Origin of the sequence: Acinetobacter sp. YH01008 (assembly GCF_013420435.1) — a bacterium.
Classification (GTDB): Bacteria; Pseudomonadota; Gammaproteobacteria; order Pseudomonadales; family Moraxellaceae; genus Acinetobacter; species Acinetobacter pseudolwoffii.
The window spans coordinates 1-25,875 of sequence record NZ_VOYD01000034.1 but is presented as its reverse complement, the minus strand read 5'-3'; the positions used below and the strand labels follow the sequence as shown (position 1 = coordinate 25,875).

The following is a 25,875-nucleotide window of genomic DNA, read 5'->3' as shown; positions in this document are numbered from 1 at the left end:
GAATAATTCAAGTGAATTTGTTTGAAAGAAGAACTTTAAAAGCTTTATTTTCACCCGATAAAATACCCATAAAACAAGAGGAAGCACAAATGAGCTTCCTCTTGTGAAAAATTGTGGGACAGCAATGATCCTGAGATTCCTTTTTTTCATCTGATGATGGAGGATTGGCTTATTTATGCGCTGCTTTATAGCGAGACAATGCTGTCACCGCTACTGCCGACACCACGACAGCTGGCAAACTTGCCATAAGAATACCTGTGGTTCCCAAGCCTAATGCTAGAATTTTTCCGGTTAAAAGCGGACCAGTCATGGCACCTAAACGCCCCAAAGAAATCGCGCTACCCACACCTGTGACTTTTCCTGCACCTGAATAAAAAATCGGTGAAATGCCATAAAGAATAGACTGACCACCTGTAGAGAAGATCCCGCCCATTACTCCGGCCAAAATTAATAGCGGAATTGAGGTGGTAGTGAACAACAATACCAGCGCAACAAATAAACCACTATAAATAATGACAGCCATTTGCCATAGTTTTAAACGATCTAACAAATACCCCAAACCCAAGGTTCCAATCACTGCACCCACCTGGAACACAAGCATCACCAGAAAAGCCTGCTGTCTTTCCAGGCCTTGTTCCATCAGCAAATTAGGCAACCAGCTAATCAAAATATAGTTGATCATCAGGGTGAAGAAGAAACCTACCCAAAGCGGCACTGTATTTTTATACTGCTGTTGCTTGAATAACACTTCAACCATACCCGGCACAGCTTCAGCAGACACTTGCACATCGGCCGCCACTTTAGGCTTATCTTTAAGCACGAAGGCCATCAACGGAATCAATGCCAAAGGCGTTAGTCCCCCAATCAGGAACAGGGTTTGCCATTGAATATCTGGAAACGACATGGCCAGTTCGGCAACAAAAATAGCACCTACAGGCAGACCACAATACATCAAGCTATTTAACTTGCCTCGGTTGGCTTCTGTCGCTTCATCACCCACCACTGAAATCATGGTCGGCATTGCAGCACCCAGACCCAAACCGGTCAAGAAACGCGCAGCATATAAAACCTCGATGCTCGGTGCAATTGCAGTCAGCGACATGAACACACCAAAAATAGCCACAGACAACATCAGGACTTTCTTTTGTCCCAAATAATCCGCGATACGTCCGCCAAAGAATGCACCAAAGAGCATTCCAAAGACGCCCAGACTAAACACATAGCCCATCTGAACCTGATCTAAAGCAAAGCTTGCCGCAATTCCTTTTGCTGCAATTCCAGGAGCCTGAAGATCGAAACCCTCAAAAAATGCCACCCAAAAGCACAAGAAAATCGTCAATATTTTTCGTAATTTTTCACTATAAGGCTGTATCATGATTGATCTCCATCAATAACCTATAAATCGTTTGATAGCCTGACGATCCTATTCCCCCTATTCTTATCCTAATCTGGCCAGAGAAATACCACGACAATAGTCGGATTTAAGTTCATCAACTTGGCTCAACACCCTCTCCATTAGACCTAAAAGTTAAAATTTATAGACTTTTTACATCTTAATAATTTTTATTATCTTTATAAATAAGGCATTTAGTTAAATAGTAGTTATTTATAATTGAATGATAGCCGAGACTTATACAAAAATATCAGCCGATAAAAAGCCCGCATTGCGCGGGCTTTTTCACACTGTATTCTTAAGCAGATTTTTTCGTTTGTGCATTCTTACGAATCGTAATCATCACCAATTGAACAGCCGCAGGCGTCACACCCGGAATACGGCTGGCTTGCGCCAATGTTTCAGGACGTACATCCTTCAGTTTCAACGTGATTTCACGCGACAGACCCGACACGATGTCATAATCGAAGTCGCCTGGAATACGGGTTTCCTCAAGACGTTTCATTTGTGCCACGTCTTCATGCTGACGGTTGATATAACCCGCATATTTCACTGCGATTTCAATCTGATCACCGACCTGCGCAGACACATCAGAACCGGTTAACTCGGCAATTTGTGCAAATGAAATATTTGGACGTTTCAAAAGATCGATCGCTGAACATTCTTTAGATAAATCTGCGCCAGTCATCTCAACGAATTTCTTGCCCATTGGATTGTTTGGCGCCGCCCAAAGATGCTGCAAACGACCGGTTTCTTTTTCAACTGCTTCCATTTTTTCGCAGTAAACCGCCCAACGTGCATCATCGACCAGACCCAATTCACGACCGATCGCAGTTAAACGCTGGTCGGCATTGTCTTCACGTAACATCAAACGATATTCAGCACGTGAGGTAAACATACGGTACGGTTCTTTGGTGCCTAACGTAATCAGGTCATCTACCAATACACCCATATAGGCTTCATCGCGTTTTGGTGTCCACTGCTCTTGATCCCAAGCACGACGTGCAGCATTTAAACCTGCCAGCAAACCTTGTGCACCTGCTTCCTCATAACCAGTGGTTCCATTAATTTGACCAGCGAAATACAGGTTATTAATCGCTTTGGTTTCAAGGGTAAATTTCAACGCTTGCGGGTTGAAATAGTCGTATTCAATGGCGTAGCCCGGACGCAAAATATGCGCATTTTCCATACCACGGATTGAGCGAACCAACTCAAACTGCACATCAAATGGCAATGAAGTTGAAATACCATTTGGATAAAGCTCGTGCGTATCCAGACCTTCCGGTTCCAAGAATACTTGATGCGAGTCTTTATCGGCAAAACGGTGAATCTTGTCTTCAATTGATGGGCAATAACGCGGCCCCACACCTTCAATTTTACCGGTATACATCGGTGAGCGATCTAGACCACCGCGAATAATCTCATGCGTACGTTCATTGGTATGGGTGATATAGCAGTTCACCTGTTCCGGATGCATAGACGCATCGCCCATAAACGACATGGTTGGAGATGGGAAATCACCCGGCTGCGGTGTCATTACAGAAAAGTCGACCGAACGTGCATCGATACGCGGTGGTGTACCGGTTTTTAAACGCCCCACAGGTAAATTCAATTCGCGCAAACGTGCTGCCAATGAAATCGACGGCGGATCACCGGCACGACCACCACTGGATTTTTCCAGACCAACGTGAATTACGCCGCCCAAGAATGTACCCGCAGTCAACACCACAGTTTTGGCATCAAAACGAATGCCCATTTGGGTAACCACACCTTTGACGGTATCGCCTTCAACAATCAGGTCATCAGCCGCTTGCTGGAAAATATCCAAGTTCGCCTGATTCTCTAAGGTTTCACGAATTGCCGCTTTAAAACGGACACGGTCTGCCTGCGCACGTGTTGCACGAACTGCTGCACCTTTACGCGAGTTCAAAATACGGAACTGAATACCGCCTTTGTCGGCAGCCAGCGCCATTGCACCGCCCAAGGCATCAATTTCACGCACCAAATGCGATTTACCAATACCACCGATGGCCGGGTTACAGCTCATCTGCCCTAAAGTCTCAATGTTATGAGTTAAGAGTAAAGTCTGTCGACCCATACGCGCTGCAGCCAGAGCTGCTTCTGTACCGGCGTGACCGCCACCGATAACAATGACATCGTATACTTTAGGATAATGCATAGTGGTAATTGAGAGATAAAAAAGGATAGCTGAGTATTATAGCAAATTTCATTCTAAAGTAGACAGATTCAGTCGAATTTATCCTGAGATAAAAAATGAATCATCCTATACAAGAATCAAGCACTGTAATTTAACTTTGCAGAGGGACTATATAAATTAAACATATAAGTTCAGAAAATTACTCGATTTACACTGTTTAATTTTGAGTATTTTTTAAGCTATATACTGCTTACATTACAAACAAAGGTATAACTGATGAATAAGAATATTTTTCTCTCAACTGTTCTGTGTGGTTTATGTTTTGCGCCATTTGCAGCCTCAGCAAATGATAAGGTCGAAACCACTTATAATGCGCAAAAGTATCAACAGGTTTGTAAAGGCAAAACCCAAGGTGCTCAAGTCAGTTTTGCTCATCGAGGCATTATCTGGAATGGAACCTGTGAGCCACAGTTTTTCGCTTCATCAAAAAATGCTTCAATCAAAGGTGATGAAGCTGAACTCATGAGTACCTGTAGTGGCAATAGTAGCGCGACCACCGCCACCATTAATGGAACCGAAGTCAAAGGTAAATGTGCTTTAGGCTTTATGCCGCCACGCCCTCAGGGACAATCCCAAATGCACAGTCAGCCAGGCATGTAAGCTGTCATAGCTCTAAATAGCTTACATTTCAAGTAAAAGCTTTGACGGGCAAAGTGAATACATTTTGCCCGTTTTATATTGCTTATTTATTCAGCTCCGCTACACTTGAAATCTATCTAAAAATCAATAATAAAAAGGATTTTTCATGGATTCGGGGTTTTTTAACTTTTTTTTGCCTATTACATTGGCAATCATGATGATGGGGCTGGGACTCGAATTAAAAATCAAGGATTTCCTGCGCTTAAGCCGCTATCCTAAAGTCATTTTTATTGCCCTATTTACACAGCTCGTGCTGTTGACCAGTATTGCTTTCTTTATTTGCCTGATTCTGGACTTAGCTCCTTTACTCGCAGTAGGTTTAATGCTTCTGGCCGCTTCACCAGGAGGCCCAACCGCCAACCTGTTTAGCTATCTGTATAAAGGCGATGTCGCACTGAATATCACCCTGACTGCCATCAATACCATCATTTCTATTTTCACCCTGCCCTTTATTATCAATCTCTCATTACAATACTTTATGAGTCACGACTCGACTGTGACATTTCCAGTTGAAAAAATGATACAGGTGTTTTTAATTACCCTGATCCCCGTGATCATCGGGATGCTGCTTCGAGCCAAATTTCCACATTTATCCATTACCGTCAGCAAATCGATGCGCTTCGTTTCAATTAGTTTTTTAAGCATACTCTTGATATTTGCCGTTTTTAGAGATCGTTTTAATCTCTTTGAATATTTTTCCAGTATTGGTTTAGCTACTGTGATTTTATGTTTTTCCAGCCTGTTTATTGGTTATTGCATTCCGCTACTGATGGGTATTCCAGAAAAAATGGCACGGGCCTGTACCTTTGAAATCGGCATTCATAATACGGCGATTGCGATCACCATTGCGATTTCGGTCTTAGGCGATGTCACTATGGCAATTCCGGCCGGCATTTACACCATTGTCATGTATAGTTTTGCGACTATTTTCGGGGTAATGATGAGTCGCCAATATATCGCTTATCGCCATAAAAATCGTTTATCGGATTTGTAATTTATTTGGCTGAGTCTGCGATAAAGCTGTATGCTTTTCCCAAGAAAAGCAAAAGTATTAAAATAATTTTTAACAAGGAGCATGACAGATGGATTCTGGCATTATTACGATTTTACTGCCGCTTGCGCTCGCGATTATTATGGTGGGTTTAGGTCTCGAACTTACCCTCAAAGATTTCGCCCGGGTCACCCAACATCCTAAAGCTGTTTTAGTCGCATTATTTTGCCAACTGGTCTTATTGGTCGGTATTGCATTTATCCTGTGTAAAGTTTTGGCCCTGCCTCCACTTCTTGCCGTGGGTCTGATGCTGTTAGCCGCCTCACCCGGCGGCAGTACGGCCAATCTGTTTAGCTATCTTTTCAAAGGTGATCTGGCACTCAACATCACCCTGACTGCGATTAATTCAGTGATTGCAGCCTTAACTTTACCGTTAATCGTTAATTTTTCGATTATGCATTTCATGCAGGACAGCCAGCAGATCACGCTCCAGCTTGGCAAAATTCTTCAGGTGTTTGGCATCATTATTATTCCTGTCGCGATTGGTATGCTGATTCGACATCATGCACCACGCCTGACTGAAAAACTGAATAGACCGCTGCGCATTTTTGCAGTCATATTCTTGATTCTGATTATTGTCGGGGCCATCTATAGTGAACGCACCAATATTGCCGAATATCTGACTCAGGTCGGTGTCGCCACGGCATTGTTCTGTATTTTCAGCCTGACCATCGGCTATTTTGTCCCCCGCTTAATGAATATAGATACCGCTCAGGCACGGGCCAGTGCCTTTGAAATCGGCATTCACAACAGCACATTAGCCATGACCATTGCCCTGACCGTGATGTCCAGCACTGCTGTGGCCATGCCTGCCGCGGTTTATTCAATCTTCATGTATATTTTTGCTGCCATTTTTGGTCTACTGCTTAACCGCTTTGCACCATTAGACAGAACACCTCTTCTCTCTAAGGTTTCATAAGTCTTTATAGAGCTTTATACAGGGTGCTTCGGCATCCTTTTTATTTTGGGTATGCATCAAGAAGATAGCAGCGTTGTGTCTGAACTTCCGTTACAATAGCTTTTTGAAAAATGTATAAAGGTTATTTCTGTGAAGTGGTTACAAATTCATATTACGGTTGAACAAGCTCAGGTCGATTATACTGAGACATTACTCAGCTCACTAGGCGCAGTGAGTGTGACCCTGGATGATGCTGAAAACCAGGATTTGCTGGAACCACTTCCAGGCGAAACACCACTCTGGAATAAAGTGATTGTGACTGGTATTTATGCACAGGAAGAAGGCGAAGAAATTGACGTTGCTGCACTAGAAACCTTTATTGGTGCGCAAATGCCAGAAGCACCGATCAAGTACGAATTCATTGAAGATCAGGCTTGGGAACGCACCTGGATGGATGCGTATGAGCCAATCCAGATTGCTGAAAAATACTGGATTGTACCGGAATGGATGCAAGCACCTGAAGCCGATGCAGTCAATATCAAGCTTGATCCGGGTCTGGCATTCGGTACAGGGAACCACGCCTCTACATTCTTGTGCTTACAATGGCTCGGCAAAATTGACGTTAAAGACAAAATCGTCATCGATTATGGCTGTGGTTCAGGCATTCTCGCGGTAGCTGCCCTGCTCTTAGGTGCTAAAAAAGCATATGCCACTGATATTGACCCACAAGCAGTTCTGGCCACCCAGCAAAATGCTGAACTGAATGGTGTACTGGACAAACTTTATGTCGGCCTGCCAGAAGAATTTAGAGATGAACTCGGCACTACCAAGGCTGACGTATTTGTTGCCAATATTTTGGCTGCGCCACTAATGATATTGGCTCCTGAGTTCGCAACTTTAATTAAATCTGAGGGACAGTTCGCACTTGCCGGAGTTATCGAAGAGCAAGTTGCTGATGTTACTAGCATTTACTCAAATTATTTTGATATATTAGACGTAGAAAAACGAGACGAGCACTGGTGCCGTATCTCGGGTAAACGCCATAAGAATGAATGAGTCTACAAATAGTTTATGAGTGACAAACGAACCCATTGCCCTACCTGTTCCACCACCTACAAGGTCACAGTTGCTCAACTCACCATTGCGCAGGGTATGGTTTGCTGTCCCAAATGTACCACTTCATTTAATGCCTTATCGCATCTGGTGGCCGAAGCCCAAAACTCGGTCACCACCTCAGCGTCTCAAGACCAAACTTATTCTCGATATAACCCACCTGCATATGGTCGCGATCAACAGCAAAATACGCACAGTCTTTTATATATTTTCGATCAGAAAGTTGAACATTCAAATATCGATCTGGAAACCTATTTAAACAATCTGAACTATTTTAGTACCGAACCTATCTCGGTACTGCCGAGCATGAATTGGGAAGATCAGACAGAAAAACAGATATACCGCGGGCCAATGTACTATATTGGCTGGAGCATCTTGAACCTGATGCTATTTGGCGTATTGCTGTTCCAGTTTTTCTGGTTTAATCCGCAATACATCAAAAATAGTCATATCATGAGTCTGGCCTTTAACAATGTATGCGAGGTGTTTAATTGTTCCAATCTGGAAAAATACTACACGCTGATTCAGGTCAATAAAGTCAAGATCAAGGCAACCAGTCACAAGAAAACTGAATTTAGCGGTGAGCTGATCAACTTCCATGACCGTAGCCTGGCTTTACCGATTTTAAAAATCAATCTGGAACAGCGCGGTGAAGTTGTTGCGACTTATAACCTGTCTGCCAAAGAGTATCTGATTGAAAGTCTGGTCAATATTGAACGTATCCCGAAAAACAGTCCATTTAAATTCAAATTTGAGCTTCCTGTCGATCGTAAAAGCTTTGATCGCTATAGTTTGGAAATAATTCGCCCTTAATCTGAATAGAAAGCATTAAAAAATTAAAAAAAGTTAAAAAAAATGCAGTTTTCTTGCTCACTTTTGCTTAGACAATGGTATGATACGCGCCACGAAAGCTATGTGCTGCAACTCCTCGCTACTTTTTCACAACAAATACAGTCTTGCCTAATGCGCTATAAAATTTATTGCGTATCGTGCAGATTTTTTTGTTTTGATTTTGGTCAGTAACAAAACTTTAACTATTGTTACGCTTATTTTTCGACCAAAACGTTGAGATGTGTCAAGCTATTGGCTCAATGCAATGATTAAGTTTTAGAACTCCAGTTTTAGGATCTAAAGCGGAGTTCATTTCAATTTTAGACCACTTTTTATATCGCTTTACCCAAGCGATATTTGTTTTTCGGATTAATTCGCATGAATAGCAAATCTCCTATTTTTACTGCACAATCTGATGTTGCTTTACGTATCCACGTAGATCGCGCAGTTCGCCATTATTTTGCGCAACTACAGGGCGAGCAACCATCTCAGGTATACGACATGGTGCTAGCAGAAATGGAGAAACCTCTTCTATCTGTAGTTCTAGAATATACACGTGGTAACCAAACACGTGCTGCCGAGATTCTCGGACTCAACCGTGGTACTTTACGTAAAAAGTTAAAAGCTCACGGTTTAATGAGTGAATAAATGATAAAATGCTTGCGGCTTCCGCAGGCATTTTTTTTAACCTGTAAATTGCTGATTTTGTTTTATTCTGTTCCTTGAAAACTGTGACGAAGATCATGACTATTAAATGCGCTTTAATCTCTGTGTCTGACAAGACTGGTATTGTTGAATTTGCACAAGAACTTGCTGCTCTAGGGGTAGAAATTTTATCTACAGGTGGTACCTACAAATTGTTGAAAGACAATAGTGTCGCTGTAGTAGAAGTTTCAGAGCATACTGGTTTCCCAGAGATGATGGACGGCCGTGTAAAAACGCTACATCCTAAAATTCATGGTGGTATTCTGGCTCGTCGTGGTCTAGACGAAGCTGTGATGGCTGAACACAACATTGATGCTATTGATTTAGTCGTTGTAAACCTTTATCCATTTGCTGCAACTGTAGCAAAACCAAACTGTTCACTGGCTGATGCGATCGAAAACATCGACATTGGTGGCCCTACCATGGTTCGCGCTGCGGCAAAAAACCATGCATCTGTAGGCATCGTGGTGAATGCTTCTGACTATGCCACTGTTGTAGCTGAGCTTAAAGCTGAAGGCGCTTTATCGCATGCAACTCGTTTCGACCTTGCAGTAAAAGCATTTGAACATACTGCGCAATATGACGGCATGATCGCATCTTACCTTGGCGCTCGCGTAGGCAAACAAGAAGGTGAAGCGGACAAGTTTGCACGTACCTTCAATACACAATTGAACAAAGTTCAAGATCTTCGTTACGGTGAAAACCCGCACCAGTCTGCTGCGTTCTACGTTGAAGACACAGCGACAGAAGCATCTGTTTCTACTGCGAAACAGCTTCAAGGTAAAGAACTCTCTTATAACAACATTGCAGACACAGACGCTGCACTTGAATGTGTTAAATCTTTTGCGAAACCTGCTTGTGTAATCGTTAAGCACGCAAACCCATGTGGCGTTGCAGTGTCTTTAGACGGCATTCAAGCGGCTTATGACCTTGCGTATGCAACAGATCCCGAATCTGCATTTGGCGGCATCATTGCATTCAACCGTGAATTAGACGTTGCAACTGCACAAGCGATTGTTGAGCGTCAATTCGTTGAAGTGATCATTGCACCAAGTATTGCTGATGGCGTACTTGAAGTGACTGGTGCGAAGAAAAACGTACGTGTTTTAGTTTGCGGTGAACTTCCAGCAATCGATGCGCGTCAATCGCAACTTGATTACAAACGCGTGAATGGCGGCTTGTTAGTACAAGATCAAGACTTGGGCATGATTACTAAAGCTGATCTTAAAGTGGTGACCAAGCGCGCTCCGACTGAACAAGAAATTGATGACATGATCTTTGCCTGGAAAGTCGCAAAATACGTGAAATCTAATGCGATTGTTTATGCGAAAAACCGTCAAACCATTGGTGTTGGCGCAGGTCAAATGAGCCGTGTGAACTCTGCTCGTATTGCTGCAATTAAAGCTGAACATGCTGGCTTGGTGGTTGAGGGTGCAGTCATGGCGTCTGACGCATTCTTCCCATTCCGTGATGGTATTGATAACGCTGCGAAAGCAGGTATCAAATGTATTATCCAGCCGGGTGGTTCTATGCGTGACGAAGAAACCATTGCGGCTGCTGACGAAGCAGGTATTGCGATGGTGTTCACTGGCATGCGTCATTTCCGTCACTAATTGATTCAAAGTCGTATTTATTAATCCCCCCTAAATCCCCCTTTGTAAAAAGGGGGACTTTTCACAAATAAAGGGACATTTTTATTCGTGAAGCCCTTCTTTTTTACAGGGTGAGAAGCATGGCTTCGCAAGGTGGGATTTTATTCTTTTGAGGGATTTTTAGATGAATATTTTAGTTCTGGGTAATGGCGGTCGTGAACATGCATTGGCATGGAAAATCGCCCAAGATGATAAAGTTGCTAAAGTCTTTGTTGCTCCGGGCAATGCAGGTACAGCCACTGAAAATAAATGTGAAAACGTGAATTTAAGCATTTTGGACAATGCTGCGATTATCGATTTCGCAAAAAACAATGCAGTTGAGCTTGTCATTGTCGGCCCAGAAGCTCCATTGGTAAACGGTGTCGTTGATGCTTGCCGTGAAGCGGGTGTAAAAATTTGGGGTCCAACTCAATTTGCTGCGCAGCTTGAAGGCTCTAAAGCTTTCGCGAAACATTTCTTAAAACGCCACAACATTCCAACTGCGTTTTACGATGTATTTACAGAAGTAGATGCTGCGAAAGCATTTGTTGAAAAAAATGGTGCGCCGATCGTCATTAAGGCCGACGGTCTTGCTGCGGGCAAAGGTGTGATCGTTGCCATGACCAATCAAGAAGCATTTGATGCGATCGATGACATGCTTGCAGGCAACAAATTTGGCGATGCAGGTTCTCGCGTTGTAATTGAAGAATTCCTTGCAGGCGAAGAAGCATCTTTCATTTGTATGATTGATGGCGACAACATCTTACCTATGGCGACTTCACAAGATCACAAACGTATCTTTGAAGGCGACCAAGGTCCAAACACGGGTGGTATGGGTGCTTACTCGCCTGCGCCTGTTGTGACTGCGGATGTATTTGAAAAAACCATGAATGAAGTGATGCGTCCTACCGTTGAAGGTATGAAAAAAGACGGTCACGTTTATACAGGTTTCTTATACGCAGGCTTGATGATTGATGAACAAGGTCAACCGAAAGTAATCGAGTTTAACTGTCGTTTTGGTGACCCTGAAACTCAACCAATCATGATGCGTTTAAAATCATCTTTAGTTGATTTGGTTCAAGCAGGTCTTGAAGGTAATTTACCTGCAGAAGCTGAATGGGATGAGCGTAAAACTGTTGGTATCGTACTAGCATCTAAAGGCTATCCTGAAACTTCTAGTAATGGCGATGTGATTTCTGGTTTAGATACTGAAATGACTGATGCGAAAGTGTTCCATGCAGGTACAAAAGCCAATGAAAATGGTGACATCGTCACTGCGGGTGGTCGTGTTCTTTGTGTGACTGCACTTGGTAATACGATTGGTGAAGCACAAGCGAAAGCATTAGAGCTTTGCCAAAAAGTGACGTTCGACGGCGTTCAATATCGTAAAGATATTGGTTACCGTGCGATTGCACGTGAAAATGCTTAATCTTAATTTAGATTAAGTAAAAACCCCGCTACGTGCGTAATACTGATCAGTTAAGGAAATTGAGATTATTTTTTACTCTCAATTTCCTTAAATTTAAATTTATCTAATTTTATTATTTTTCTAGCAAAATTTTAGCGTTGAAATCCTTAACTGAATGGCATTATTGCTAATTGCGGTTTTTCACCCCCTATTGAAACCTTAATATAAAAATTATAAATTCAAAAAGTTGTAAAAATGTGCAGCGAGAATTAATGAATGAATATTTTTGATTTCACCAATTTTATGAATTTATCTATCGAAGATATTACAAGAATTGTTATTGATACACATATCGTACCTTTAGATTTAGAAGAGGAAATAAGTTATCGTGAAACTGATGAAGAATTTTATCTACATGGTATTACCTATGATTATTCAAATATTTATGGTACAGAATATCGACTTTTACTTAAACCTGAATTAAATTTTAGAAATCACTATGAAGAGGAAATCATTCAGAGGCACCCCCTAAATAAAAGTACATTTTGCTTTATTCTTGATTCAAAGGATCAAATTTATGGAGCAATTATTAAAAATGATGGCTACTATGGTAGAAAATTAAAACACCATAAAAAGAATATATTTGAAATTTACAATAAATTGCACGAATGTTATTCAGTATCTTTTTACTCCCCCTTTTTTAAAAATGAATTAAATCATATTTATACTGAAATTATGTTATTAATTCGACTATATTGTTTTCTAGATATAGTAAATGATATGTCATATCAAAAAACGTTCCTTAAAATGAACAAAAAAGAAACTGAGATCTATTTACTTAAATGTATAAATTTTTGGTTACCTAAAATAAAAAATCAAATTCAAAATCCGTATGAGTAAATCATATATTAAAACCCCTCGCCTAATCCTCCGCCAATGGCAAGACTCCGACACTGCCCCATTTATCCAAATGTGTGCAGATGAGGATGTGATGCGTTATTTTCCCGCCCTACTGACACCTGAACAAAGTTTACAATTTATCGAAAAAGTGACTCGGCAGATTGATCAGCATGGTTGGGGTTTATGGGCAGTTGAGCTAAAAGAGACTAAAGAATTTATTGGTTTTATTGGGCTGCAACCCCAACCTAAATTGTTTGAGTTTTCACCCTGTATTGAAATTGGCTGGCGGCTAGCAAAAAAATATTGGCATCAAGGTTATGCGACTGAAGGTGCACGTGCAGTATTGGATTACGCGTTTACCACTTTAGGTTTGGATAAAGTTGTGTCTTTCACTGCCACAGTCAATACACCATCCGAAGCGGTGATGAAAAAGATAGGCATGGTAAAGACTCAAGAATTCCAGCATCCACGCTTGCCTACGGATCACCCTTTATGTTGGCATGTATTGTATGAAATCAATCAAATTAATTACTCAGGCAAATAAGACACGGCTTAAATCCTGCTTAAGCGTTTATTAAAAAAGATTTTTCAGTAGCTCAATGAGCTAGTAGATTTACCCATGTTTATTCATTTTTATGATTTCTATTGGATAAAATCTTATAAAGATCAATATTTAAGCGATCTGGAATTTTGGCTTATCTTCAATAAAAATAATATATTGTATTCATTAATATTTTAATCATTTTTATCCAATTTATATTCTATTAAAAAGATAAGTAAATACTTTTTATCCACTATATCGAATAAATAATAATTGCTATGATTGCGCCCATTCAGAGTGCCAAATTTGACTATATCTTATTAAAAACCTCTATTTACTCTCTCCAGATAGAGAGTTCATATAGCGGTTTGGTGAACTCTGACCCGATCGAATTAACGTGAACTGTTGCAGTACATTTGCATTTTCCCTGCCGGAGCCACATGCGACATCGATCTAGAGTCAGATGAAAGTGTAATAAAACTCCACTTTAACATGACCTTAAAATGCTTATACTCTAGGCAAGATTAAAATTAGGAAAATTTCATGAAAAAATTACTTGGCGTTTTATTGAGTGCCTCTATATTAACTTTGACTGGGTGTGGCAAACAAGAAGCTCCTGCCAATGATGCAGCACAAGCCAAAGATGCGAATGGCCTTCAAACCGTAACCATGGCATCGACCGGTTCAGATGCAGATGTATGGCGCTATATCGCCACATTACCTGAAACCAAAGCAGCCGGCATTAAACTTGATGTGAAAAATTTCACTGACTATGTGTCAATGAACACAGCCGTTGCCAATAAAGAAATCGATGTCAATGCATTCCAGTCATATGCCTATATGGTTGCGTATAACGATGCCAATACAGCAAAAATTGCACCATTGTCTACCACCTATTTAGAACCAATGGGAATTTACTCAAGCAAAGTAAAATCTTTGAATGAGTTTAAAACAGGTGCAACCATTGCCATTCCAAACGACGGTGCAAATGAATCACGCGCGTTATTACTTTTACAATCGGCAGGTCTGGTCAAATTAAAAGCTGGCTTTGACAATGTAAAAGGCACAACAGCTGATGTGGCTGAAAATGCAAAACAAATCGTGATTAAGCCTATTCAAATGGCAACTGCAGTACGTGTAAAAGATGAAGTTGATGCAATTGTGCTAGGCAATACGCTGGCAATGGAAGGCGGTTTAAACGTATTAAAAGATGCGGTTTACTATGAGCCAATTGATCAAAGCACAAAAATGAATGTAAACGTATTAGCGGTTGCAGCAGATCGTCAAACGGATCCTGTACTGCAAAAAGTAGGTGCCTTGTATCATACGCCAGCAGTTCAAGCGTATGTCGATGAAAATTTTGGTGGCACTAAAGTTGCAGTAAACAAGCCGGTGACGTATTTAACTGAATCAAAATAGTACTATAATAGTCTTTTAGAACAGGCAAGGACGATTTCTTGCCTGTTTTTTTTATCCGTGATGCAGTTTTTGACACTATGATTGAATTTAAAGATATTTCAAAACAGTATGAGCTTAAGGGTCAAACCTTGCATGCCTTGAATCAGATTAATCTATCGATTCCAACCGGCAGTATTTTTGGCATCATCGGTTATAGTGGTGCCGGTAAAAGTACCCTCATCCGTCTGATTAATTTACTTGAGCGTCCAAGCTCAGGTCAGATTATCATTAATGGAACAGATTTTACCGCACTCGATGCCAAAACATTGCGTCAAGAACGTGCCAATATCGGCATGATTTTCCAGCATTTTAATTTAATGCAAACCAAAACCGTGGCGGCCAATATCGAAATGCCTATGAAGCTTCTGGGCTGGAGCAAGGCTGAACGGGAAAAACGCCTCGAAGAATTATTAGATTTTATTGACCTGAAACATAAACGGCAGGCTTTTCCGGATGAATTGTCTGGTGGTCAAAAACAGCGCGTCGGGATTGCCCGTGCCCTTGCCAACCATCCCAAGATTTTACTTTGTGATGAAGCGACTTCGGCACTCGATCCACAAACCACCAAATCAGTTCTGCAATTACTCAAAAAAATCAATCAAGAGCAAGGTATTACCATTGTCATGGTCACTCATGAAATGGATGTAATTGAAACCGTCTGTGATTATGTCGCTGTGATGGAAAAAGGTGATGTGATTGAAACCGGCAGCACGCTACAGATCTTCAGTCAGCCGCAACACCCGACCACCAAAAATTTTATTCAAACCGTGCTTCAGCAACATTTGCCGGTCAATATTCTGAATAATCTGGAAAACCAGAATCATCACAGTATTTATTGTTTAAAATTCCTTGGCAGCTCGGCTCAGGAAACAGTGATTCAGGCCGTGATTAAACAGTTTGATATCAGTTTAAATATCCTGTTTGCCAACATGACCGAAATTAATGGTTCGGTGATTGGTCAGATGTTTATTCAGCTCCTGGGTGATTCCGCAGAGATTAGCGCTGCAGTGCAATATCTGAAAGATAACGGCGTACAGGTAGATCAAGCAGGAGTACAGGCATGAGAGATTTAATTGTACAGTGGCTGACGACAATTACTGCGCCGTTCTGGAAAAGCTCGCTGTCGATGGATCAATTTGTGACAGCGCTGCAAGAAACCTTTCATATGGTGTTCTTCGCAATGCTGTTTGGCTGTATCTGGGGTTTTATTCAGGCAATTACTTTAGTGGTGACGCGTCCTAACGGCATCTTGCAAAATCGTGTGATTTATCACGGTCTCAATCCGATTGTCAATGCGCTACGTTCACTACCATTTATTATTCTACTGATTGCCGTTATTCCGCTGACCAAGTTTTTGGTCGGCACTTCAATTGGTACTTGGGCCGCAATTGTACCACTGACTATTTATGTCGGCCCTTATATTGGTCGCTTGGTTGAAACCTCATTACTGGAAGTGAATGAAGGCATTATTGAATCTGCGCAAGCGATGGGTGCAACCCCAATGCAGATTATCTTCAAGTTTGTCTTACCTGAAGCACGTAGTTCACTGATTCTGAACCTGACCACTGCCACCATCAGCTTGATTGGTGCAACAGCAATGGCGGGTGCTGTCGGTGCCGGCGGTATCGGTGATCTGGCCATTTCTTACGGTTATCAGCGTTTCGATACCTCTGTGGTGATCATGACGGTGATTGTGTTATTGATTTTGGTACAGATTGTACAAAGTCTGGGGGACTGGTTGTCCCGACTTCGTTAATCTAGTTTTTATTGTTTTTAATACTTACGAACCCTTTCTCATTATTTCAAAGTAAAGTCCTGCAACTATTTGATACGTGCCATGGCGACAGGAAGTCGCCCGTTGATCTGTGGTACTGGGATGTACCATCAGATCAACAAAGGGGTTTTGTTACTTTTGCCCCGTCAAAAGTAAGGCACAAATATTACAAAGTTAAAATTGAAGTAAAAATAACGAAATTCTATTTTTCAAATAATGTCATGAATAAACTTACTAATATTTAAAATTCTTCTTTTGCTTTTGAAAGATGAATAGCACTGCTATGCAAGGTAACAAAAATCTTCTGTTGGCTTGATGATACTTCCTTGTATCACAAGCCAACGGCGACACCCTTGTCGCCAGTACGCATATCTTATTTTGGGGTAAATAAGCCTTTAATAAGAACATTCATACTGACTAAGTACACTCAAAATTAAAATCTAAAAGTTAGCCATTTCCCCTCATTTTCAAACTGAAACAATAAATCCCATGTTAAACTATTCAATGGTTTTAGCAGGGACTCATCTATGCACTTTGTTCATCTTGGTATTCATACAGAATTTTCGATTACTGAATCCATCGTACGGATACCTGACCTGGTCAAAGCTGCCGAAAAAGAACAGATGCCTGCCCTCGCGCTGACGGATCTGTCTAACCTGCATGCCGCAGTCAAGTTCTATGGCAAATGCTTAGGCAAAGGCATCAAGCCGATCCTCGGTTCTGAAATTCGCCTGAATGATGCCGAACATCGTATGACCTTATTGGCGATGACCAATAAAGGCTGGCGTAACCTGACTGAACTGGTGTCTGAAGGCTTTATCAGTGGTCAGCAATTAGACATTCCCTGCGTACAAAAACAATGGATTTTAAACCAGTCCGAGGACATGATTGCCCTGCTCGGCATGCATTCCGATGTCGGCAAGATGCTGATGAGTTCAAATCCGCAAAAAGCGGAACCCTTGCTGGAAGAATGGGTCGAAAAATTCGGCAATCGCGTTTATATCGCCCTGACCCGCACCAACCGTCCGGATGAAGATGACTTCATTCTGGAAGCAGTGAAACTGGCCAAAAAATATAATATCGGTGTAGTGGCACATAACGACGTGCACTTCATGACCCGCAATGATTATGAAGCCCACGAAGCCCGGGTGTGTATCGCCGATGGTTATGTACTGGGGGATAACCGCCGCCCTAAAACCTATTCACCTGAACAATATTTTAAATCTGCAGAGGAAATGGCAGAGCTGTTCTCGGATATTCCCTCTGCGATTGAGAACACTTACCACATTGCCAAACGCTGTAATGTCACATTGCGATTGGGTCAATACTTTCTGCCGGATTATCCGATTCCTGAAGGTCATACCATTGATACTTTCTTTGCACACTTGTCCAAAGAAGGTCTGGAAGAACGTCTGAATTTCCTGTATCCACCTGAACAGCGTGATGAACACTGGCCAGAAGTTCGCAAGCCTTATGATGAGCGAATCGAGTACGAGATTAATATCATTAACTCGATGGGGTTTCCGGGCTACTTTCTGATCGTGATGGACTTTATTCAGTGGTCGAAAAGTAACGGCGTCCCAGTAGGCCCTGGGCGTGGTTCAGGTGCAGGCTCACTGGTGGCTTATAGCTTAAAAATCACCGATCTTGATCCGCTACGTTATGAATTACTCTTCGAACGTTTCTTGAACCCGGAACGTGTGTCGATGCCCGATTTCGACGTCGATTTCTGTATCGCAGGTCGTGACCGCGTGATTGACTATGTGGCGCGTACTTATGGCCGTGATGCAGTTTCGCAAATTGCCACCTTCGGTACCATGGCGGCCAAAGGTGCGATTCGTGATGTGGCGCGTGTCTTGGGTAAATCTTATGGTCTGGCCGATCGTATCTCGAAAATGATCCCGACCAAGCCTTTAGGCCTGAGTCTGCTGGAATCCTTAGAAGCCGAACCACAGCTTAAAGATATCGTCACCAATCCATCCAACCCAGATAATGATGATGCGGCTGAAATCTGGGAAATGGCGCTAAAACTGGAAGGCATTACCCGAAATACCGGTAAACATGCCGGTGGTGTGGTCATCTCGCCAACCAAAATTACCGATTTCTCTGCCGTTATGTGTGAGGCTGATGGTACTTCACGCGTGGCACAGTTCGATAAAGACGATGTTGAATCTGCTGGTCTGGTCAAGTTTGACTTCTTGGGTCTGCGTAACCTGACCGTAATTGAAGATGCAGTTAAAAATATTAATAAACGTATCAAATCTGACAAGCCTTTAGACATTGCCTATATCCCGCTTGAAGATAAAGACGCGTATCTGGTTTTTGCCAATGCCAACACCACCGCGGTATTCCAGTTTGAATCCGTGGGCATGAAGAAGATGCTGAAAGAGGCACGCCCAAGCAAATTTGAAGAAATTATTGCCTTCGTGTCGCTGTACCGTCCGGGCCCGATGGATCTGATTCCTGACTTTATCCACCGGATGCATGGAGGCGATTTTGAATATCTGCATCCCTTGCTTGAAGGCGTACTAGAACCCACCTACGGGATTATGGTCTATCAGGAACAGGTCATGCAGGCTGCACAGTACTGTGCCGGCTATACCCTCGGTGGCGCGGACTTGTTACGTCGTGCCATGGGTAAGAAAAAACCGGAAGAGATGGTCAAACAGCGCCAGATCTTTATTGAAGGTGCATCGAAAAAAGACATTGATGAAGCCACTGCCAACCATATTTTCGACTATATGGAAAAGTTTGCCGGCTATGGCTTTAACAAATCACATGCTGCGGCCTATGCTTTGGTTGCCTATCAGACTGCATGGCTAAAAGCGCATTATCCGGCGGAATTCCTGTCTGCGGTGTTGACCTCGGAGATGCAGAACACCGACAACGTGGTATTCCTGATTGATGACTGTCGCAAGAATAACCTGGAAGTTTTACCACCTTCCGTGAATATGTCGCTGTATCAGTTCCATGCCACGGATGAACAAACCATTGTCTATGGTCTGGGTGCGATTAAAGGTGTCGGTGAAGCTGCGATGCAATCAGTGATTGACGCGCGTACACAAGAAGGTCCTTTCCGTGACCTGTTTGATTTCTGTCATCGTATTGACCTGAAAAAAATCAATAAACGTACCCTGGAAGCATTGATTCGCTCCGGTGCGCTGGATTGTTTAGGCATTGATCGTGCCGACCTGATGGCACAACTGCCTGAAGCGGTGCAAGCTGCGGAACAGGCGCGCTCCAACCGTGAAACCGGCATCATGGATCTGTTTGGTGAAGTGGAAGAAGTTCAGCGCAAACCCTCTAAACCGGTCAAGCCATGGGCGGATGAAGTTCGCCTGAAAGGTGAAAAAGACACCCTCGGCCTGTACCTCACCGGCCACCCGATTGATGTGTATCGTAATGAACTGAAATCCTTTGTACCTAGTCAGATCAATGAGCTGACGCCGACACGCCGTGGTGTCACCACCGTGTTTGCAGGACTGGTGGTGGATATTGCCAACTTCCCGAACCGGATGATGATGACTCTGGATGATGGTACGGCGCGTATTGAAATTTCAGCCAATCATGAACGTTTTAACCGCTTTAAAGAGATTATCCAGCTGGATAAAGTTGTGGTGATTGAAGGTGAAATCTATGAGCGTGAAGGCTTTGACCGCCCAATGGGACGTCTTACTAAAGCCTTTAGCCTGAATGAAATTCGCCAGAAGCGTGCCAACAGCATTAAAATCACCCTAACTGCCGAGCATTTCAGTAAAAGTCTGAGTCGTGACTTGCAGCAGATTTTGACACCATATACCAATATCGACATGTCAGCGCATATTCCGGTAATTCTGTATTTAGACTATCCTTATGCTACGACTGAACTTCATCTGGGTCTCAACTGGAAAGTGGCACCACTGGACGAACTATTGGCTAAATTGCGTGATTATTTTGGTAAAGAAGCATTGCATATTGAATATCAGGTCAAGTCCAAAGCCGCCAAAGCTGTTTCTTATGAACAGGCCAAACCGGTCAATGTTCCACCACCACCTGCTGGCATGAGCATGGACGATGCGCTGGAACTGTATCAGGCTGAATCCCAGCCACAATATTCATAAATCCTGATCTTTAAAAAACCTTTAAATTGGAATCCTCATGAGTCAAATTGACAATGCTGCTGTTTCAGCACATCTCTCCCATGTGCGTATTGTCATGGTCAATACCACTTTACCTGCCAACATCGGCAGTGCTTTACGCGCCATGAAAACCATGGGCCTATGCAAGCTGGTTCTGGTGGCGCCAAAAACCTATCCGCATCCGGATATTGATGCACTGGCCGCAGGCGCAACTGACCTGATCGAGCAGATCGAGATTGTAGAAACGCTCGAAGATGCCATTAAAGACTGTCAGATTGTATTCGGTACCAGCGCACGTAGCCGTACCATTCCCTGGCCGCTGTTAGATGTGCGCCCTGCTGCGACAAAAGCCATGAGCGCCGTGGTACAAGAGCAGCAAGAAGTTGCAATTCTATTTGGCCGTGAAGACCGCGGTCTGACCAATGAAGAACTGGCAATGGCCAACTATCACCTGACCATTCCAGTCAATACCGATTACGGCGTACTGAATGTGGCTCAAGCTATTCAGGTGATCTGCTATGAAATGCGCATGGCAGCCATGAGCCAGATTGAACAACCACGTGATGCTAAAGCAACCATGCAAGTCATTGATGGCATTGAAATGGAATGGGATGAGCCTTTGGTGAATCATGCGCAGATGGAACAGTTCTATCCGCATTTGGAAAAAATGCTGGCCGAAATTGAATTTATGGACCCAAAAAATCCAAGATTATTGCCTTTACGCTTGCGTCGTCTCTTTGGACGTATACAATTAGATCGTATGGAATATCATTTACTTCGTGGTATTTTCAGCCGCGTTCAGGCCTTAAATAACGGCACGTGGAAAAAATCTTCACATACATCATCACAGGACGAGGATCAAATCTAATGCTAAAACAGCTCAAAGAAGATATACAAGCTGTCTTTGCGCGCGATCCTGCAGCACGCAATACCTTAGAAGTCTTAACCACTTACCCTGGCATCCATGCGCTGATCATGCATCGCATGGCACATGAGCTATGGAACAAAGACTGTAAGGGAACTGCACGTGCATTGTCTTCATTTAGCCGTTTTGCGACTGGTATTGAAATACATCCGGGCGCCAAGATAGGCCGTCGTTTCTTTATTGATCACGGTATGGGTGTCGTAATTGGGGAAACTGCAGAAATTGGCGATGATGTTACCCTCTATCATGGGGTGACTTTGGGTGGAACGACCTGGAATAAAGGCAAACGCCATCCAACTTTAGAAGATGGCGTGGTGGTTGGCGCTGGTGCCAAGATTTTAGGGCCATTTACTGTCGGTAAAAATGCCAAGGTCGGTTCTAATGCGGTCGTGACTAAAGCAGTTCCTGAAAACACGACGGCTGTGGGTAACCCTGCACGCTTTATTACCAAAAATAAACCGAAGGATGATGCAGAAACCCGTCGTCGTGATTATGCAGAAAGTATCGGCTTCCAGCCCTATGCTGCAACTGAAGACCAGTCTGATCCAATTCTGGAGGGTATGCGCATTCTGCTGGACCGTATTCAGCAAAATGAAAAACGCATGAACAACTTGTGCAACCGTCTTTCTTTGCTGGATCCGACCTTTAATAAACAGCAACAAGATGGGCAGCCTTTAAGCAAAAAAGAATTACAGATTCTGGAAGAAGCGCGCCGTGAATGTGAAGCTCAAACCAGTCAGTCTAAAGCCTGAATAGAGCGTTCAATTCTGTAACATGCATTTACTTGCATGATCGTTAGAGTTTTCATAGACTGACGGTCATGTGATTTTTGTACTAGCTGTTTTAAAAAATAACACGAATGGATGAATATTATGACCTTTAAGCCCTTGGCACTTGCTTGTTTAGCATTCACAATGACTGCATGTTCGACCGTCTCTCAGAAGTCTGCTGAGAAACCTGTGGATCAAGTGGTTTTTGTAGAACCTGAATTAAGTCCGCCATTTTATGCATTAAATCCATTCAATTATAATGAACCACCTCCGTTTGAGGTGCATTTGCAAAAAGCTGCGGCTCAACCCGTGACCAAAATGGTCGTGACTCATCCAAATGATCCATCCAAGCAATTAACCTTGGATGTCAATAAACTGATTATTCCCATTGTAGACAGCAATACACGTTCAATGCGTTATGCGGCTCTGGCAAATACCAATGAAATCGACATCACCGAGATTGATGATTTCCTGCAAATGGTGGAAGGTAAAGCACGTCATTATCCACCACGTTTTAGCGATCGTCAGGAACGTCGTGGCTTTGAAGCCAAACTGCGTGAAGTCACTCAACAGCTGGATACTTTAGCTGCACGTGAAAATGCCTCTTTCGATGTTCTGGTACGTGCATTTAAAGCCAGTGTCATGGCACGTAATCTGGATCTGGGTTCAGTCTATACCACCAAATCCCTGACCTATGCACAACGAATTCTTAAGATCAACCAAGATGATCCTGAAGTGAACTTCTGGTTCGGCTTTGGCCTGTCCGAAGGTGGCGGTCAACGTGAAGCGATCCCTTATCTGGACAAAGCCATGAAAGCTGGCGTTCAGGAAGCCTATCTTGCTGCAGCCAATAATTATATTGCGCTGGAACAGAAAAAAAATGCGGCTCAAACCTTGGCAAACTATAAAGTGAAATACCCGCAAGAAGCTGAAGTGGCAGACCGTCTGATTCAGGAAATTGAGAAACAAGGTCGCTGGAATGTTTGGCAAGTTCTGCAAACCGCAAATCAAGCTCCAGCTGCTGCAACGCCTAAAACGCCATAATCAAAATTTATCTTCTTTCTCTGATTACAAATAGACTGCTACGGCGGTCTATTTTTATGAGAAAAAATTAGTAAAATACAAACCATTATCCAAACTTACAACTTAAATTCAGTGAAAGGTTTTATGCACGAAAAAATAAATAAAAGATTAATACTGTGCACTTTAGTCATCACCAGCGTGCTGAGCGGCTGTCAGGTGGTCAGTGTTAAGGAACAGGCACTTAATGTCACACTCAGCAATGAGCGTGACAGTATTTTGACGCGCGACAAACTGAGCGAAGCCAGTCTAAATGTGTTGTCCATGACGGGGCGTGAAGCCCAGATCTGTATTGACCAGCCCGAAGAATGTGTAAAGGATCTTAAAAAGATTCCCCAGATTTTAGATGAACAATTACTTTCTACAGCAAGTGAGTTGTATCTCGCCAATTCTTTACAGAATGCCAAGTCAGCCGAGTGCAACACCAGTGTTTTGAGCAAGACCCAATCTCAGGAAAAGCAACAGCTGCAAAAACAGAATATCCAGAAATGTCTGGATCAGCAGCTCAGCATGCTGGATAAAAGCATTCGTTATAGTTATGCCTACCTGTTTAAAACCGAGCGTGCCCCGCAAGACCGTATTTTCGACAACCGTCAGGTTCAGATTCGTGATTTTTATAACCTGGCGATTGCTCATCTGATTCAACGCTATGCTGAACGTTATGAAACCAAGCGTTCCGGCCAACGGATTCAGGTGGGTAACAGTGTGTATAGCATTGATCTGGAAAATTTTCCGCAGCTGAAAAACCAGCCCATTGAGCAACTATTATCCACCTACAACATGAACTTCTCTGGGCTTCGTTCAATTACCCGTCGTGACGGTTTTGGTTCAGAGTTTTTAGTGGTTCTACCGGAGCAGCAACCATCCGAAAAAGATAAAAAATATATTACTGACCCACTCAATCACAAATATCCGAATGGTATCAATCCCAATATCCACGCAGCACGATATCTGGCCACCACGATCACCGCTGTACCTAAATCAGCCAATAGTACTGAACAGATTTTATCGACCTCCGAATTTCATCTGAAACTCTATGATCCCTATAAATATGAAAAAATTAAGGTCGCTTCTAAGGAATATGCTCTGGCAGCCAATTTTTCAGCACCTTATGGTTTATGGCTGGCCGAGAACAATCTGGGGCGTCTGGCCTATCTGACCCTGATTGATCGGGATGATAGTCTGAGCATGCCCCACCTGTATATGCTGGAACCTTATAATCCGAACAAGAAGATCCTGGTATTGGTCCATGGTCTGGCCAGCAGCCCCGAAGCCTGGATTCGTATGACCAACGATATTATGGGGGATCCGGTTCTAAGAGAAAACTTTCAGGTCTGGCAGGTGTTTTATTCTACCAACATGCCGATTCTGGAAAGCCGTTTTCAAATCAATGCACTGGTTCAGCAAGGATTTGCCCAGGTCGCGAACAATGCCGCAGCTAAAAAAGATGCCGTACTGGTCGGACATAGTATGGGCGGCGTGATTGCCCGTTTGATGGTCAGCAATGCCGATATCAGCCAAGATGCTTTTAAACTGGTACAAAATACCCGTATTGAACAGTTTAAGGATAAACCGCTGTTTCAAGCACGCCTGCAAATGCAGCCGATTCCAAATTTTAGTCGGGCGATTTTCTTGGCCACACCGCATCGTGGCACAGAATATGCCAATCGCTGGCATACCAAACTGGCGCGTAAAATTATTCGGGTTCCAGGTGCATTTTTAGGTGCCTTTGCTGATACTTTACAAGGCGAAATCGGATTAAAAGAATTTGTCAAAGAACTGGGACATGACCTGATTCAAAATGGCCCGAGTGATTTGAGTGAAAATTCGAAATTCAATGTGCTGACTAAAAACATTCAGCCCTATACCGGCTTCAAATTTCACTCCATCATCGGTAATACCGTAGATACTACAGAACCTCAGCTGATGAGTGATGGCATTGTTTCCTACGAAAGTGCTTATTTGCAAGGTGCAGTATCCAGTAAAGTGATCAAGGGTGGCCATTCCATTCAGGAAACCCCTGAGGCCGTATTGGAATTGCGCCGGATTCTCAGATTACACCTGTCTGACCTTGGTCTTTATGATCCCGAATAAACAATTCCCTTAATTTAAATCAACCACTGCATGTTCACATCCAGTGGTTTGTTTTTTAAAATTGGAAATCATGCTGAATAAAAACTCAGACCGACAGATCTGTCGCATGACTTAAACATTCATCTGGAATTTCATTTCTTTCGTAAGCGTCCGCTGAACCCCACTTTTTCTAACTCATTAATACCGCGATAGTGTCCACTAAAATTTAAGTGGACACCTATTTATGGATTTAAAGACAGTTATAGACAGTGCACCAACGCTAAAAAAGCCCCGTCGAACCTTCACAGCTGAATTTAAACATCAACTTATTCAGCAATGCCAGCAGCCA

General features: G+C 42.8%; 20 protein-coding genes. 18 read left to right on the top strand and 2 right to left on the bottom strand.

Annotated features, from left to right (window positions below):
• Positions 1-169: 169 nt before the first annotated feature.
• Together mhpT and mnmG are read right to left on the bottom strand one after the other, a co-directional pair.
• Entirely contained in the window at positions 170-1,375 is a 1,206-nt protein-coding gene (gene mhpT / locus FTT75_RS13775; protein WP_180186686.1) for a 3-(3-hydroxy-phenyl)propionate transporter MhpT, read from the bottom strand.
• A 316-nt stretch (positions 1,376-1,691) separates the two neighbouring features.
• Entirely contained in the window at positions 1,692-3,572 is a 1,881-nt protein-coding gene (gene mnmG, locus FTT75_RS13770) for a tRNA uridine-5-carboxymethylaminomethyl(34) synthesis enzyme MnmG (RefSeq protein WP_100328704.1), read from the bottom strand.
• A 255-nt stretch (positions 3,573-3,827) separates the two neighbouring features.
• On the opposite strand from mnmG, the gene FTT75_RS13765 reads away from it, so the two are divergent.
• The 18 genes from FTT75_RS13765 to FTT75_RS13680 all read left to right on the top strand — a co-directional run bounded on the left by FTT75_RS13765 (position 3,828) and on the right by FTT75_RS13680 (position 25,547).
• A complete protein-coding gene (locus tag FTT75_RS13765) occupies positions 3,828-4,211 on the top strand; it encodes a hypothetical protein (RefSeq protein ID WP_180186684.1) in 384 nt (127 codons plus the stop codon).
• 145 nt (positions 4,212-4,356) lie between these two features.
• The gene (locus tag FTT75_RS13760; protein WP_005171255.1) at positions 4,357-5,244 is read left to right on the top strand and encodes a bile acid:sodium symporter family protein; all 888 of its coding nucleotides are present in this window, start codon (positions 4,357-4,359) and stop codon (positions 5,242-5,244) included.
• 88 nt (positions 5,245-5,332) lie between these two features.
• Positions 5,333-6,220, top strand: coding sequence for a bile acid:sodium symporter family protein (locus FTT75_RS13755; RefSeq protein WP_005096694.1), 888 nt, complete (start codon positions 5,333-5,335; stop codon positions 6,218-6,220).
• Positions 6,221-6,349: 129 nt separating this feature from the next.
• The gene (prmA, locus tag FTT75_RS13750) at positions 6,350-7,255 is read left to right on the top strand and encodes a 50S ribosomal protein L11 methyltransferase (RefSeq protein ID WP_180186682.1); all 906 of its coding nucleotides are present in this window, start codon (positions 6,350-6,352) and stop codon (positions 7,253-7,255) included.
• Between the two features lie 15 nt (positions 7,256-7,270).
• Complete coding sequence (locus FTT75_RS13745) at positions 7,271-8,125, top strand: DUF3426 domain-containing protein (RefSeq protein ID WP_180186680.1); 855 nt, start codon at positions 7,271-7,273, stop codon at positions 8,123-8,125.
• A gap of 396 nt (positions 8,126-8,521) precedes the next feature.
• A complete protein-coding gene (gene fis, locus FTT75_RS13740; RefSeq protein ID WP_001086304.1) occupies positions 8,522-8,791 on the top strand; it encodes a DNA-binding transcriptional regulator Fis in 270 nt (89 codons plus the stop codon).
• A 95-nt stretch (positions 8,792-8,886) separates the two neighbouring features.
• Positions 8,887-10,461 carry a bifunctional phosphoribosylaminoimidazolecarboxamide formyltransferase/IMP cyclohydrolase gene (gene purH, locus FTT75_RS13735; RefSeq protein ID WP_180186678.1) on the top strand — a complete coding sequence of 525 codons (1,575 nt, stop codon included), beginning with the start codon at positions 8,887-8,889 and terminating at the stop codon, positions 10,459-10,461.
• A gap of 163 nt (positions 10,462-10,624) precedes the next feature.
• Positions 10,625-11,908, top strand: a complete 1,284-nt coding sequence (gene purD / locus FTT75_RS13730; protein WP_180186677.1) for a phosphoribosylamine--glycine ligase — start codon at positions 10,625-10,627, stop codon at positions 11,906-11,908.
• Positions 11,909-12,163: 255 nt separating this feature from the next.
• A complete protein-coding gene (locus FTT75_RS13725; RefSeq protein WP_180186675.1) occupies positions 12,164-12,787 on the top strand; it encodes a hypothetical protein in 624 nt (207 codons plus the stop codon).
• A complete protein-coding gene (locus FTT75_RS13720; protein ID WP_180186673.1) occupies positions 12,780-13,331 on the top strand; it encodes a GNAT family N-acetyltransferase in 552 nt (183 codons plus the stop codon). The genes FTT75_RS13725 and FTT75_RS13720 overlap by 8 nt, the downstream gene beginning before the upstream one ends.
• A gap of 540 nt (positions 13,332-13,871) precedes the next feature.
• Complete coding sequence (locus FTT75_RS13715) at positions 13,872-14,747, top strand: MetQ/NlpA family ABC transporter substrate-binding protein (protein WP_180186671.1); 876 nt, start codon at positions 13,872-13,874, stop codon at positions 14,745-14,747.
• A 77-nt stretch (positions 14,748-14,824) separates the two neighbouring features.
• On the top strand, positions 14,825-15,850 hold the full coding sequence (locus FTT75_RS13710; protein ID WP_005171261.1) for a methionine ABC transporter ATP-binding protein: 1,026 nt from the start codon (positions 14,825-14,827) through the stop codon (positions 15,848-15,850).
• Positions 15,847-16,542 (top strand): methionine ABC transporter permease, encoded by a 696-nt coding sequence (locus FTT75_RS13705; protein ID WP_005096687.1) that lies wholly within the window; start codon positions 15,847-15,849, stop codon positions 16,540-16,542. The genes FTT75_RS13710 and FTT75_RS13705 overlap by 4 nt, the downstream gene beginning before the upstream one ends.
• 545 nt (positions 16,543-17,087) lie before the next feature.
• Positions 17,088-20,660, top strand: coding sequence for a DNA polymerase III subunit alpha (dnaE, locus tag FTT75_RS13700; RefSeq protein ID WP_074382873.1), 3,573 nt, complete (start codon positions 17,088-17,090; stop codon positions 20,658-20,660).
• Positions 20,661-20,697: 37 nt separating this feature from the next.
• Complete coding sequence (locus FTT75_RS13695) at positions 20,698-21,546, top strand: RNA methyltransferase (RefSeq protein ID WP_180186668.1); 849 nt, start codon at positions 20,698-20,700, stop codon at positions 21,544-21,546.
• Positions 21,546-22,355 carry a serine O-acetyltransferase gene (gene cysE, locus FTT75_RS13690; RefSeq protein WP_005096684.1) on the top strand — a complete coding sequence of 270 codons (810 nt, stop codon included), beginning with the start codon at positions 21,546-21,548 and terminating at the stop codon, positions 22,353-22,355. The genes FTT75_RS13695 and cysE overlap by 1 nt, the downstream gene beginning before the upstream one ends.
• 120 nt (positions 22,356-22,475) lie before the next feature.
• Entirely contained in the window at positions 22,476-23,417 is a 942-nt protein-coding gene (locus FTT75_RS13685; protein ID WP_005171266.1) for an ABUW_2363 family tetratricopeptide repeat lipoprotein, read from the top strand.
• A gap of 123 nt (positions 23,418-23,540) precedes the next feature.
• Entirely contained in the window at positions 23,541-25,547 is a 2,007-nt protein-coding gene (locus tag FTT75_RS13680; protein WP_100328711.1) for a triacylglycerol lipase, read from the top strand.
• Positions 25,548-25,875: the final 328 nt, after the last annotated feature.